The organism is Streptomyces sp. NRRL S-244 (assembly GCF_000717915.1).
Lineage (GTDB): Bacteria > Actinomycetota > Actinomycetes > Streptomycetales > Streptomycetaceae > Streptomyces.
The window spans coordinates 66,972-79,551 of sequence record NZ_JOCX01000031.1 but is presented as its reverse complement, the minus strand read 5'-3'; the positions used below and the strand labels follow the sequence as shown (position 1 = coordinate 79,551).

General features: G+C 72.4%; 12 protein-coding genes. 4 read left to right on the top strand and 8 right to left on the bottom strand.

All coding sequences use genetic code 11. The annotated features are described in order from the left end of the window. Positions 1–14 precede the first annotated feature (14 nt). From IF02_RS0127710 to IF02_RS0127695, 4 genes are read right to left on the bottom strand one after another with little or no spacing between them, the layout of a single operon-like run. The gene (locus IF02_RS0127710; RefSeq protein WP_030161624.1) at positions 15–1,175 is read right to left on the bottom strand and encodes an acyl-CoA dehydrogenase family protein; all 1,161 of its coding nucleotides are present in this window, start codon (positions 1,173–1,175) and stop codon (positions 15–17) included. Positions 1,176–1,183: 8 nt separating this feature from the next. After that, the gene (locus IF02_RS0127705; RefSeq protein ID WP_030161621.1) at positions 1,184–2,104 is read right to left on the bottom strand and encodes a hydroxymethylglutaryl-CoA lyase; all 921 of its coding nucleotides are present in this window, start codon (positions 2,102–2,104) and stop codon (positions 1,184–1,186) included. A gap of 11 nt (positions 2,105–2,115) precedes the next feature. Then, positions 2,116–4,215, bottom strand: coding sequence for an acetyl/propionyl/methylcrotonyl-CoA carboxylase subunit alpha (locus IF02_RS0127700; protein ID WP_030161619.1), 2,100 nt, complete (start codon positions 4,213–4,215; stop codon positions 2,116–2,118). A gap of 16 nt (positions 4,216–4,231) precedes the next feature. After that, the gene (locus tag IF02_RS0127695) at positions 4,232–5,848 is read right to left on the bottom strand and encodes a carboxyl transferase domain-containing protein (protein WP_030161616.1); all 1,617 of its coding nucleotides are present in this window, start codon (positions 5,846–5,848) and stop codon (positions 4,232–4,234) included. A 99-nt stretch (positions 5,849–5,947) separates the two neighbouring features. On the opposite strand from IF02_RS0127695, the gene IF02_RS0127690 reads away from it, so the two are divergent. Beyond that, positions 5,948–6,526, top strand: coding sequence for a TetR/AcrR family transcriptional regulator (locus IF02_RS0127690; RefSeq protein WP_030161614.1), 579 nt, complete (start codon positions 5,948–5,950; stop codon positions 6,524–6,526). Positions 6,527–6,593: 67 nt separating this feature from the next. Continuing rightward, positions 6,594–7,400, top strand: coding sequence for a phosphatase (locus tag IF02_RS0127685; protein ID WP_030161612.1), 807 nt, complete (start codon positions 6,594–6,596; stop codon positions 7,398–7,400). Positions 7,401–7,460: 60 nt separating this feature from the next. On the opposite strand, the gene IF02_RS0127680 is transcribed toward IF02_RS0127685, so the two are convergent. Further along, a complete protein-coding gene (locus tag IF02_RS0127680) occupies positions 7,461–8,321 on the bottom strand; it encodes an SDR family NAD(P)-dependent oxidoreductase (protein WP_030161610.1) in 861 nt (286 codons plus the stop codon). 78 nt (positions 8,322–8,399) lie between these two features. Here IF02_RS0127680 and IF02_RS0127675 point away from each other — a divergent pair, with 78 nt between their 5' ends. Further along, positions 8,400–8,861 (top strand): MarR family winged helix-turn-helix transcriptional regulator, encoded by a 462-nt coding sequence (locus IF02_RS0127675; protein WP_030161609.1) that lies wholly within the window; start codon positions 8,400–8,402, stop codon positions 8,859–8,861. A 67-nt stretch (positions 8,862–8,928) separates the two neighbouring features. Beyond that, positions 8,929–9,795 (top strand): DUF4253 domain-containing protein, encoded by an 867-nt coding sequence (locus IF02_RS0127670; RefSeq protein ID WP_030161608.1) that lies wholly within the window; start codon positions 8,929–8,931, stop codon positions 9,793–9,795. 13 nt (positions 9,796–9,808) lie between these two features. Here the strand turns inward: IF02_RS0127670 and tesB are convergent, their stop codons facing one another. The 3 genes from tesB to IF02_RS0127655 form a co-directional block, all read right to left on the bottom strand. Beyond that, on the bottom strand, positions 9,809–10,687 hold the full coding sequence (tesB, locus tag IF02_RS0127665; protein ID WP_030161607.1) for an acyl-CoA thioesterase II: 879 nt from the start codon (positions 10,685–10,687) through the stop codon (positions 9,809–9,811). A 42-nt stretch (positions 10,688–10,729) separates the two neighbouring features. Continuing rightward, positions 10,730–11,887, bottom strand: a complete 1,158-nt coding sequence (locus IF02_RS0127660) for an acyl-CoA dehydrogenase family protein (protein WP_030161606.1) — start codon at positions 11,885–11,887, stop codon at positions 10,730–10,732. A gap of 265 nt (positions 11,888–12,152) precedes the next feature. Further along, on the bottom strand, positions 12,153–12,479 hold the full coding sequence (locus IF02_RS0127655; protein WP_030161604.1) for a hypothetical protein: 327 nt from the start codon (positions 12,477–12,479) through the stop codon (positions 12,153–12,155). Positions 12,480–12,580 lie beyond the last annotated feature (101 nt).

The following is a 12,580-nucleotide window of genomic DNA, read 5'->3' as shown; positions in this document are numbered from 1 at the left end:
CCCCGTACGGATGACTACCCGGCGAAGCCCAGCTCGCGGGCGATCAGCATGCGCTGCACCTCGCTGGTGCCCTCGCCGATCTCCAGGATCTTGGAGTCCCGCCACATGCGCGCCACGGGGTACTCGTTCATGAACCCGTAGCCGCCGTGGATCTGCGTGGCGTCCCGGGCGTTGTCCACCGCGACCGTGGAGGAGTACAGCTTCGCGATCGCCGCCTCCTTCTTGAACGGCTCCCCGGCCACGAGGCGGGAGGCCGCGTCACGCCAGCCGATGCGGGCCATGTGGGCACGCATCTCCATGTCCGCCAGCTTGAACTGGATGGCCTGGTTGTCGCCGATGGGCCGGCCGAAGGCCTTGCGCTCCTTCGCGTACTTCACCGACTCGTCCACGCAGCCCTGGGCCAGGCCCGTGGCGAGCGCCGAGATCGCGATACGGCCCTCGTCGAGGATGCGCAGGAACTGGGCGTAGCCGCGGCCCTCCTGGCCGACCAGGTTGGCCAGCGGCACCCGTACGTTGTCGAAGGCCAGCTCCCGCGTGTCCGAGGAGTTCCAGCCGACCTTGGAGTACGGCGCGGCCACCGTGAAGCCCGGGGTGCCGGACGGGACGATGATCGAGGAGATCTCCGGGCGGCCGTCCGCCTTGCGGCCCGTCACGGCGGTGACGGTGACCAGGCCGGTGATGTCCGTACCGGAGTTGGTGATGAAGCACTTCGAGCCGTTGATCACCCACTCGTCGCCGTCCTTGACGGCCGTGGTGCGGGTGCCGCCGGCGTCGGAGCCGCCGTCCGGCTCGGTGAGGCCGAAGGCGCCGAGGATCTCGCCGGAGCACATCTTCGGCAGCCACTGCCGCTTCTGCTCCTCGGTGCCGAAGAGGTGGAGGGGCATGGCGCCGAGCGAGACGCCCGCCTCCAGCGTGATCGCGACAGAGGAGTCGACGCGGGCCAGCTCCTCCAGGGCGATGCCGAGGGCGAGGTAGTCGCCGCCCATGCCGCCGTACTCCTCCGGGAAGGGCAGGCCGAACAGGCCCATGCGGCCCATCTCGCGGACGATCTCGTACGGGAACTCGTGCCGCTCGTACAGGTCGCCGATCTTGGGGGCGACGACGTCGTGGGCGAACGCCTCGACGGTACGGCGGAGTTCCTCGTGCTCGGGGGTGAGCCGGTGGTCGAGGGACATGGTCTTCGTTACTCCTTGTGGGAGAGCGCGCGGACGGTACGGGAGGGGCTGGGGCGTCCCAGCTGTTCGGCCATCCACACGCTCGTGGCGGTGAGGGCGGCCAGGTCGACGCCGGTCTCGATGCCGAGGCCGTCGAGCATCCACACCAGGTCCTCGGTGGCGAGGTTGCCGGTGGCGCTCTTCGCGTACGGGCATCCGCCGAGGCCGCCTGCGGAGGCGTCGACGGTGGTGACCCCGTGCTGGAGCGCGGCGAGGGTGTTGGACAGGGCCTGGCCGTAGGTGTCGTGGAAGTGCACGCCGATCCGGTCGGTCGGCACGCCCTCCTCGTTGAGCTCGCTGAGGAGGGTCTGGACATGGCCCGGGGTGGCGACGCCGATGGTGTCGCCGAGGCTGAGCTCGTCGCAGCCGAGGTCGAGCAGGGCCTTGGCCACCCGGACCACCTGGTGGACCGGGACCGGCCCCTCCCACGGGTCGCCGAAGCACATGGAGAGGTAGCCGCGGACGTGCGCCCTGCCCTCCTTGGCGCGGGCCACGACGGGCTCGAACATGGCGAGGGACTCGGCGACGGTCCGGTTGAGGTTGCGGGAGGCGAAGGTCTCGGTGGCCGAGCCGAAGACGGCGATACGGGTGGCCCCGAGGGCGAGCGCGCGGTCGAGGCCGCGCTCGTTGGGGACGAGGACGGGCAGGTGCACCCCGGCGAGGTCGTGCAGCTCCGGGAACAGCTGCTCGGCGTCGGCCAGCTGGGGCACCCACTTGGGGTGCACGAAGCTGGTGGCCTCGATGGTGTTGAGGCCGGCGGCGGCCAGCCGGTGGATGAACTCGGCCTTGACGGCGGTGGGTACGGCCGACTTCTCGTTCTGCAGCCCGTCACGGGCGCCGACCTCGTGGATGCGGACGCGGGCCGGCAGCTCGGGGGCCGGGAAGGTCATGGGCAGCCCGTTCACGCGCCCTCCTCCTCTTTCTCATCCTCGTCCGGGGTGACGACGGCCAGGACCTGGTCCATGGCGACGGTGGTACCGGGGGAGACGTCCAGCTCGGTGACCGTGCCGGAGTGGGGGGCGGAGATGACGTGCTCCATCTTCATCGCCTCGACGACGAGCAGGCTCTGCCCCGCGACCACCTTGTCGCCGACGGCGACCTTGACGACGGTGACCGTGCCGGGCATGGGGGCGGCGAGGGTGTCGGCGCCGGCGTGCCCGGCCCCGGTGAGGGCGGCGATGACGGGGTCGTGGCGCTGGACGTGCCAGCTGTCCGCGTCGCGGCCGAGCCAGACCCCCTCCGGGGAAGCGGCGTGGGCGAAGCGGTGCGTGACGCCGTCCAGCTCGATGGTGAGGTGGCTCCGGGTGCGGCTGACGATCCGGCCGAGGGCCGGCGCCCCGGGGCTCTGCCCCGGACCCCGCGCCTCACTCGCCGCCGGGGCCGGGTTTGCCCCGGCGGCATCGGAAACGGTCAGCTCGGTCTCCGCGCCCAGGGGGCGGGTGCGGACCTGGACCGGCTCCTGACCCGGGAGCCGGAAGTGGCGGACCGTCCAGGCCGGGGTACCGCCGAGGCGCCAGCCGTCGGCCGCCCCGAACGGGTCCACCCAGCCCGGGTCCCCCGAGCCCCCGGCAGGGTTTCGGGAAGGGGCGGGGCGGGGGACATCCAGCAGCGCGGCCGCCGCGTACACCTCCGGCGGCACCGAATCCGGGAGGAGGGAGGCGAGGTCCCGCTCGACGAGGCCGGTGTCGAGGTCGCCCGACACGACATCCGGGTGGGCCAGCAGCCTCCGCAGGAACCCGGCGTTCGTCTGGACGCCCAGGATCACGGTGTCCGCGAGCGCACCGCGCAGCACCCGGAGGGCGGCCGCCCGGTCCGGGCCGTACGCGATCACCTTCGACAGCATCGGGTCGTACGTCGACCCCGTGTCGACGCCCGCCACCAGCCCGGAGTCCGTACGCACCGCCCCGCCGTCCGGCTCCGAGAGGGCCAGCACCGTACCGCCGGACGGCAGGAAGCCCCGCGCCGGATCCTCCGCGCAGACGCGGGCCTCGATCGCGTGGCCCGTCAGCCGGACCTCCGACTGGCCGAAGCCCAGCCGCTCGCCCGCCGCGACCCTCAGCTGCTGTTCCACCAGGTCCAGCCCGGTGATCAGCTCCGTCACCGGGTGCTCCACCTGGAGCCGGGTGTTCATCTCCATGAAGTAGTACGAGGACGGGTCCCCGCCCGGGACGATGAACTCCACCGTCCCCGCGCCGACGTACCCGCACGAGCGCGCCGCCTCCACCGCCGCCGCGCCCATCGAGGCCCGCAGCTCCGGCGTGAGCAGGACCGACGGGGCCTCCTCGATCACCTTCTGGTGGCGCCGCTGGAGCGAGCACTCGCGCTCACCCAGGTGCACCACGTTCCCGTGCGCGTCCGCCAGCACCTGGATCTCGATGTGCCGCGGCCGGTCCACCCACCGCTCCACGAGCAGCGTGTCGTCGCCGAACGAGGACCGCGCCTCGCGGCGCGCCGCCGCGATCTCCTCGCCCAGCAGACCGGCTTCGCGGACCAGCCGCATGCCCTTGCCGCCGCCGCCCGCCGAGGGCTTCAGCAGCACCGGCATGCCGATCGCCTCGGCCGCCGCGACGAGTTCGGCGTCCGACAGGCCGCTGCCCGAGGAGCCCGGCACCACGGGCACGCCCGCCGCCTTCACCGTCTCCTTGGCGCGGATCTTGTCGCCCATCAGGGAGATCGCCGAGGCCGGCGGCCCGATGAAGGCCAGTCCCGCCTGCGCGCACGCGGCCGCGAAGGCCGCGTTCTCGGCGAGGAACCCGTACCCGGGGTGGACCGCCTCGGCGCCCGTCCGCCGGGCGGCGTCGAGCAGCCGCTCCACTGACAGGTAGCTCTCGGCGGCCGCCGCCGGGCCGATCCGGACGGCCGTGTCGGCCTCCCGTACGTGCCGCGCGTCCGCGTCGGCGTCGCTGAAGACGGCCACGGAGCGGATGCCGAGCTCCCGCAGCGTGCGGATGACCCGGACCGCGATCTCGCCCCGGTTCGCGACCAGAACAGTGCTGAACATCGAAGAGGTCCTCACGTCACATGCGGAAGATGCCGAAAGCGGAGTCGCTCAGGGGAGCGTTGGCGCAAGCCGTCAGGGCCAGTCCCAGCACCTGCCGGGTCTCCATCGGGTCGATGACCCCGTCGTCCCACAGCCGCGCCGTGGCGTAGTAGGCGTTGCCCTGTTCCTCGTACTGCGCGCGGACCGGGGCCTTGAAGGCCTCCTCGTCCTCGGCGGGCCATTCCTGGCCCGCGCCCTCGATCTGGTCGCGCTTGACCGTCGCGAGCACCGAGGCCGCCTGCTCCCCGCCCATCACGGAGATCTTGGCGTTGGGCCACATCCACAGGAAGCGGGGCGAGTACGCACGCCCGCACATCGAGTAGTTGCCGGCTCCGTACGAGCCGCCGACGACCACCGTCAGCTTCGGGACCCGCGTGCACGCCACGGCCGTGACCATCTTGGCGCCGTGCTTGGCGATGCCGCCGGCCTCGTAGTCGCGGCCGACCATGAAGCCCGAGATGTTCTGGAGGAAGAGGAGCGGGATCCCGCGCTGGTCGCACAGCTCGATGAAGTGCGCGCCCTTCTGGGCGGATTCGGAGAACAGGATGCCGTTGTTGGCGACGATCCCGACCGGGTGGCCGTGGATCCGCGCGAAGCCGGTGACCAGCGTCGTGCCGAACTCGGCCTTGAACTCCTGGAAGCGGGAGCCGTCCACGATCCGGGCGATGATCTCGCGGGCGTCGTACGGGGTGCGCGAGTCGACCGGGACCGCGCCGTACAGCCCGTACGGATCCACCTTCGGCTCTTCCGGAGCCTCGACCGACCAGGGCAGGGCCCCGCGCTCGGGCAGGGTCGCCACGATGTTCCGTACGATCCGCAGCGCGTGCGCGTCGTCCTCCGCGAGGTGGTCGGTGACGCCGGAGATCCGGGAGTGGACCTCCCCGCCGCCGAGCTCCTCGGCCGTGACCACCTCGCCGGTGGCGGCCTTCACCAGCGGCGGGCCGCCGAGGAAGATCGTGCCCTGGCCGCGGACGATGACGGCCTCGTCGCTCATCGCCGGGACGTAGGCGCCGCCGGCCGTGCAGGAGCCGAGGACGGCGGCGATCTGCGGGATGCCGGCGCCGGACATGCGCGCCTGGTTGTAGAAGATGCGGCCGAAGTGCTCCCGGTCGGGGAAGACCTCGTCCTGCATGGGGAGGAAGGCGCCGCCCGAGTCGACCAGGTAGAGGCAGGGGAGACGATTCTCCAGGGCCACTTCCTGCGCGCGGAGGTGCTTCTTGACGGTCATCGGGTAGTACGTGCCGCCCTTGACGGTGGCGTCGTTCGCGACGATCACGCACTCGCGGCCGCTGACCCGGCCGATGCCGGCGATGACCCCGGCAGCCGGGGCCGCGCCCCCGTACATGCCCTCGGCGGCCAGCGGGGCCAGCTCCAGGAAGGGCGAGCCGGGGTCGAGGAGGGTGTCCACGCGGTCGCGGGGGAGCAGCTTCCCGCGGGCGGTGTGGCGCGCGCGGGCCTTCTCGCCGCCGCCGAGCCGGGCCGCGTCGAGCCGGGCGCGCAGCCCCTCGGTCAGCTCGCGGTGGGCGGCCTCGTTGGTCCGCCAGGCCTCGGACGCCGGGTCCGCGGCGCTCGTCAGCACTGGTGCCTGCTGCATCGGTCGAGCTCCCTTGCTCGGTGCACGCTGTTAATGAGCGTTAACGCATGTACCGCCTAGGTTAACGAGCGCTAACGGCCCTGTCTAGAATGGATTCCCATGAGCACCAGAGCCGCCGCCCCGACCCGTCGCGAGCAGATCCTCAGCGAGGCCGCCCGTCTCTTCGCCGCGCGCGGATTCCACGGCGTCGGCGTGGACGAGATAGGGGCCGCCGTGGGCATCAGCGGCCCCGGGCTCTACCGCCATTTCGCGGGCAAGGACGCGATGCTCGCCGAGCTGCTCGTCGGGATCAGCGAGCGGCTGCTGACGGGCGGCCGCCACCGGGTGGCCGAGGCCGCGGGCGATCCGGACGGCGTCCTGGCCTCCCTGATCGACGGGCACATCGACTTCGCCCTCGACGACCGGGCGCTGATCACGCTCCACGACCGGGAGCTGGACCGGCTGCGGGAGGCCGACCGCAAGCTCGTACGGCAGCTGCAGCGGCAGTACGTGGAGCTGTGGGTGGAGGTCGTACGGGAACTGCACCCGGAGGTCGGCGAGGCGGAGGTGCGGGTGTCCGTGCACGCCGTGTTCGGCCTGCTCAACTCCACCCCGCACCTGGCGGCGCTCGGCCGGGAGGCAACGGAATCGCTGCTGCGGCGCCTGGCGCACGGGGCGTTCGGGGCGCTGTCGGGGTGAGGCGGAGGTGAGGCGGCGCGTCCGCTGGTCGAAATGGCACCGCCGCCCGGAGCCCGGCGGCGGCAGAATGGGCCATATGCCGAAGCCGATAGAGACGCACGTACCGAGCCGCGCCGAACTCGTCGACCATCTGGTCCGCACCCGGATCTCGGGTCAGGTCGCGACGCCCCGCGAGAACAACCTGTCGCACTACCGCAAGCTCGCCAACGGCGACCGGCACTACTGGCTGGGCCTGGAGCTGGGCGACCGCTGGGCGGACGAGCAGGACGTGCTCGCCGTGATGGCGGAGCGGGTCGGGGTCGTCGACGACGCCGCGTACCGCTTCGGCCAGGACACGATCGACCCGGAGCTGACCGTCTCCGGCCTGGACCGGATGGCGGTGCGGCTGCGGAAGGCGGCCCTGGACCGGCAGAGCGTGCTGCTCGCCACGGGGCACCCGGGCGGGCTGCTGGACGTCCACCGGGCGACGGCGGCGGCGCTGCGCGCGGCGGGCTGCGACATCGTGGTGATCCCGTCCGGGCTGGTGGCGGACGAGGGCTCGGTGTGGCAGTTCGCGGACGTCGCGGTGCTGGAGCGGGGTGCCACGCTGTGGCACACCCACTCCCCGGAGCCGATGGCCGCGATCCTGGACGGCCTGGCGGCGGAGGACCGCCCCCAGCCGGACCTGGTCGTCGCCGACCACGGCTGGGCGGGGTGCGCGGCGCAGCGCGGGCTGGACGCGGTGGGGTACGCGGACTGCAACGACCCGGCGCTTTTCCTCGGCGAGGCGGAGGGCACCCTCCAGGTGGCGGTCCCCCTCGACGACCACGTCCGCGACCCGCGTTTCTACGACCCGGTGGTGGCGTACCTGCTGTCGGCGGCCGGCCTGCTGTAGGGCGCGTCCGGCTCCCGCGCGCCTCCGGTGGAACGTCGGAGGCGCGGAGCCGGGTCGCGCTCAGCCGAGCCAGGCGGTCATCGCGGTCTGGACGGCCGAGCCGTCGAGGTCCGCGAGCTTCATGCCCACGAAGTCGCGCGCCCAGTCGGAGGTCTGGATCCGGAACGGCATCTTCTCGGCGGTCAGCGCCTCGATGACCGGCGCCGCCGCCTGCTCCGAGGTCTGGGCGGTGCCGCTGCCGAAGACCTCCAGGGCGTGGTTGATGTAGCCCTCGAGCGCCGGGCCGTACGGACCCGCCTGGGCGGTCAGCGTCGGGATGTCGAGCCCGACGTTGTTCACGAACTCGCTGGCGACGGCGCCCGGTTCGACGACGGCCACCTGGACGCCCGCGGACGCGGCGACCGGGGCCAGGGACTCCATGAAGCCCTCGACGGCGAACTTGGCCGCGCAGTAGGACTCGTTGAACGGCTGGCCGATCATTCCGCCGACGCTCGTCACGGTGATGACCCGGCCGCCCGAGGCGCGCAGGTGCGGGAGCGCGGTCCGGGTGAGCTCGGCCACGCCGAAGAAGTTGACCTCCATGACCTTCCGCAGCTGCTCCATGCTGTGCTGCTCGATCGTGCCCACGAAGCCGGCGCCCGCGTTGTTCACGACCGCGTCGAGGTGCCCGTGCTCGGCGACGACCTCGGCGACGCACGTGGCGACCGATTCCGCGTCGGTCACGTCGAGCCGCTTGACCTGGACGAGGTCGGCGACGCCGGCTTCGGCGGCGGCCTTGTTCAGGGCGTCGGCGCGGGTGGTGTCCCGCATGGTGGCGACGGTGTGCCAGCCCGCCCGGGCGGAGGCGACCGCGGCGGCCAGGCCGATGCCCGAGGACGTGCCGGTGATGAGGACGGTCTTGGCGGTGGTCTTGTTGCTCATGGAAGGCTCCCTAGATTTGTGCGTGCACACACACATTAACGATGTGTGTGCGTGCACGCAACCCGGTATCCTGCCCCCATGGCGCACGCGAATCTCAACTTGAACGGTCTCACCGCCCGCGACCACGCCTTCTACGGCCTGGTCTGGGCCGGAACCACCCTCACCGCCCGGGTCGACCAGGCGCTCACGCGCCGGCACGACCTGCCGCTGTCGTGGTTCGAGGTCATGCTGTGGCTGAGCATCCAGGAAGAGCCGGTCGCCCCCTCCGAGCTGGGCACCAGGACCCTGCTCAGCCGCAGCCAGGTATCCCGTGTCGCCGATTCGCTCCGGGCCCGCGGCCTGATCGAACGGGTCCCGTCCCCGACGGACGCCCGGTCCGTGGGCATCACCCTCACCGAGGCGGGCCGCCGCGCCTTCGCGGAGGCCGACGCCACCCGCCGCGAGGCCCTCGCCGAGGCCTTCGACGACCGCCTCGACGACGCGGACATAGCCGCGCTGGAGGCGATCTGGGCCAAGCTCAAGGCCCAGCCCGAGGCGTAGCCGGCCCCGGTCCCACCGCCCTCTCGCCGAAAGGGCGTTGTCAGTGCCGGGGGCTAGCGTCGAAGGCGTGACGAAACCGCCGGAGAACCAGAACGCGCTGTCCCCGCTGGCCGAGGATCCGCAAGGCCGGGCCCTGGGGCTGGACCTGCCGCCCGGCACGGTCGTCGACGGGCCCGCCGGGCGGACCCCGCTGTGGTCCCGGGCGCGGCGCGAGCCGCTGCTGTGGGTCTCCGACGAGCCCGTCGGCGTCGGCGTGCTCGCCGCCTGCCGCTCCCGCCTGGCCCGGACCGGCGCGGGCCTTCAGGCGGTGCTGCTCCAGGAGCGGCGCGGCCTGGAGGAGTGGTGGAACCGCGGCGAGCTGTGCCCCGGTTCGATGTCCGACCCCGACGACCACCACGTCGAGCCGGTGCTGCGCGAGTTCTGGGCCGGGGTCGTCCCCGATCCGGAGGAGGGAGAAGGCCCCGACGGGGCCGGGCTCATAGCCCCCTTCGGCCGCGACTGGCCGGGCCTCGCCGAGCGCCGGACCCCGCGGGAGGACCCGGAGGCCCTCGCCCTCGCCCTCGCCGACGGGCTGATCCGGGACGGGGTCCTGCCGAGCCCGCGGCTCGCGCTGGTCCCCGCCGCCCGGGGAGCCGACGTACCCACCGCGATGGGCTGGCAGGGCGCGGCGAACCACGAGAACGACACGGCTCTGCTCACCACCGTCATGCGCTCGTGGGAGGAGCGGTTCGGGGCCCGCGTCATCGCACTCGGCTTCGACGAGGTCCACCTGTCCGTGGCGGCCCCGCTCCCGACGAGGGTCGCGGCGCTGCCGGTCGCCGCCGAGCACTTCGCCTTCTGCCCCGACAACGTGTGGCAGGGCTCGGGCAGCGTCCGCGCGTATGCCGACGAGGCCGTGACCGGCGCGGAGCACTGGGCGTTCTGGTGGGACTGACGCGCAGTGGGCGTTACGCGCGCGGGACGCGTACGACGCCCTCCTGGATGACCGTCACGGCGAGGCGTCCGTCCCGGGTCCAGATCCGGGCCTGGCCGAGGCCGCGCCCGGCGGCCGCGGTCGGGGACTCCTGGTCGTACAGCAGCCACTCGTCGGCGCGGAACGGCCGGTGGAACCACATCGCGTGGTCCAGCGAGGCGCCCACCACGTCGCCGACCGCCCAGCCGCCCCGGCCGTGCGCGAGCAGCACCGAGTCGAGCAGGGTCATGTCCGAGACGTAGGTGGCCAGGCAGGTGTGCAGGAGCGCGTCGTCGCTCTCCAGCTTCCCGGCCGTACGGAACCACACCTGCGAGCGCGGCTCGACCGGCTTGCCGACGCTGCCCCAGGGCGGGACCGTCGCGTACCGCAGGTCCACGGCGTCGCGCGCCTCGATCAGCCGCTCCACCGTGCCCGGGTCGCGGAAGATCTCCCGGTACGCCGGAAGCGCCTCGGCGGCCGTCGGCAGGGTCTCCGGATCGGGCGCGTCCGGCATCGCGGCCTGGTGGTCGAGGCCCTCCTCGTACGTCTGGAAGGACGCGGAGAGGTGGAAGATCGGCTGGCCGTGCTGGACGGCGACGACCCGGCGGGTGGTGAAGGAGCGCCCGTCGCGGATCCGGTCGACCGCGTAGACGATCGGCGCGCCGGGATCCCCGGCGCGCAGGAAGTACGAGTGCAGCGAGTGCGCGGTGCGGTCCTCGGGCACGGTCCGCCCGGCCGCGACCATGGCCTGGGCCGCGACCTGGCCGCCGAAGACGCGCGGTACCAGCGCCGAACGGCTGGTACCGCGGAAGATGTTCTCCTCGATCTGCTCCAGGTCGAGCAGATCGAGGAGCGTCGTCAGTGCCTCGTTCATGGGGGGAAGGGTAAGTCCCTCGTGTCCCTGGTCCGACGGGCCTTACAGGCCCATCGACTTGGCGATGATGGACTTCATGATCTCGCTGGTGCCGCCGTAGATGCGGTTGACGCGGTTGTCGGCGTACAGGCGGGCGATCGGGTACTCGTTCATGTAGCCGTAGCCGCCGTGCAGCTGGAGGCAGCGGTCGATCACGCGGTGCGCGACCTCGGTGCAGAACAGCTTCGCCGAGGCGGCCTCGGCGGGGGTCAGCTCGCCGGCGTCCAGGGCCTCCAGGGCGCGGTCCGCGACGGCCTGGGCGGCGTCCACCTCGGCCTGGCAGGCGGCCAGCTCGAACTTGGTGTTCTGGAAGTGCGCGACCGGCTTGCCGAAGACGGTGCGGTCGGTGACGTACTGCTGGGCGAACCGGACGGCCGCGGCGGCCTGGGCGTACGCGCCGAACGCGATGCCCCAGCGCTCGGAGGCCAGGTTGTGGCCGAGGTAGTAGAAGCCCTTGCCCTCCTCGCCCATCAGGTCCTCGACCGGGACCTTGACGTCGACGAACGCCAGCTCGGCGGTGTCGGAGGTGCGCAGGCCCAGCTTGTCGAGCTTGCGGCCGATGGAGTAGCCCTCGGACTTGGTGTCCACGGCGAACAGCGAGATGCCGAAGCGGCGGTCGTCCTCGCGCGGGGCGGAGGTGCGGGCGCAGACGATCACGCGGTCGGCGTGCACGCCGCCGGTGATGAAGGTCTTGGAGCCGTTGAGGACGTAGTGCGTGCCGTCCTCGGAGAGCTTGGCGGTGGTCTTCATGCCCGCGACGTCGGAGCCGGTGCCCGGCTCGGTCATGGCGAGGGCCCACATCTCCTCACCGGAGACGAACTTCGGCAGGTAGCGCTTCTTCTGCTCGACGTCGGCCAGCATCTTGATGTAGGGGAGGGCGAGCAGCACGTGCACACCGGAGCCGCCGAAGTTCACGCCCGCGCGGGCGGTCTCCTCGTACAGGACGGCCTCGAACTTGTGGGTGTCCAGGCCCGCGCCGCCGAACTCCTCGGGGACGTTGATGCCGAAGATGCCCAGCTCGCCGAGCTTGTAGTAGAAGTCGCGCGGAGCCTGGCCGGCCGCGAACCACTCGTCGTAGACGGGGACGACCTCGGCCTCTATGAAGGCGCGGATGGTCTCGCGGAACGCTTCGTGGTCCTCGTTGAAAACGGTACGGCGCACAGCCGCCTCCTCGATCCTGTCGCCCGTCGCGCTGTCGCGCCGTGTCTAAGCGCTTGCTCAGACTACTAAGTTACCGGTGGGTCGGGTGGGCTGTCCAGAGTCGCGGAGGGGGACCGGGTGTGATGTCCGGCCCATGTCGGCCGGGGCGGAGCGCCGGCCGGCCGGCCCGTGCCGGCCGGCCGACGCCGAGTCCTGCTTGGTTCTGCTGGTGCTGCTCGGTGCTGTTTGGTTCCGCTTGGTCGCGCTCGGTGGTGCTTGCCGGGTCCTACTTGCCGAGGATCTTGCCGGTCCACTGGCCGGCGGCGCCCTGCATCAGGGCCTCGTTGCTCAGGACCCGGGTCCCGGGCAGCGCCTTCATGCCGATGTCGCCGGCCGCCGGGGCCGTGCCGTTGTGGGAGCCGACCGTGTTGTCGCGGCCGGCGTTGAACACGTCGTCGCCGGCCACCTGGGACAGGTCGCCGAAGACGATCGAGTACGTGTTGTCGATCGGCGCGTACACGGTGAAGGTGTCGTCGGCGGAGGCGGCGGACGCGCCGGCCAGGATGATGCCGCCGACGGCGAGAGCGGTCAGGGCGGGGCGGATCGATCGCACGAGTACTGCCTTTCGAGGTGGGGTGGGGGATGCAGTGCGAACGTAGGCCGCCATGCGCCGCGGGGCGGCGCACCCGCTGCCGTACGGCCCGAGTCCATCCG

Excerpts from the sequence above, each read along its gene's own strand:
- IF02_RS0127710 (WP_030161624.1), bottom strand. The coding sequence starts at position 1,175 with ATGTCCCTCGACCACCGGCTCACCCCCGAGCACGAGGAACTCCGCCGT.
- IF02_RS0127705 (WP_030161621.1), bottom strand. The coding sequence starts at position 2,104 with ATGACCTTCCCGGCCCCCGAGCTGCCGGCCCGCGTCCGCATCCACGAG.
- IF02_RS0127700 (WP_030161619.1), bottom strand. The coding sequence starts at position 4,215 with ATGTTCAGCACTGTTCTGGTCGCGAACCGGGGCGAGATCGCGGTCCGG.
- IF02_RS0127695 (WP_030161616.1), bottom strand. The coding sequence starts at position 5,848 with ATGCAGCAGGCACCAGTGCTGACGAGCGCCGCGGACCCGGCGTCCGAG.
- IF02_RS0127690 (WP_030161614.1), top strand. The coding sequence starts at position 5,948 with ATGAGCACCAGAGCCGCCGCCCCGACCCGTCGCGAGCAGATCCTCAGC.
- IF02_RS0127685 (WP_030161612.1), top strand. The coding sequence starts at position 6,594 with ATGGGCCATATGCCGAAGCCGATAGAGACGCACGTACCGAGCCGCGCC.
- IF02_RS0127680 (WP_030161610.1), bottom strand. The coding sequence starts at position 8,321 with ATGAGCAACAAGACCACCGCCAAGACCGTCCTCATCACCGGCACGTCC.
- IF02_RS0127675 (WP_030161609.1), top strand. The coding sequence starts at position 8,400 with ATGGCGCACGCGAATCTCAACTTGAACGGTCTCACCGCCCGCGACCAC.
- tesB (WP_030161607.1), bottom strand. The coding sequence starts at position 10,687 with ATGAACGAGGCACTGACGACGCTCCTCGATCTGCTCGACCTGGAGCAG.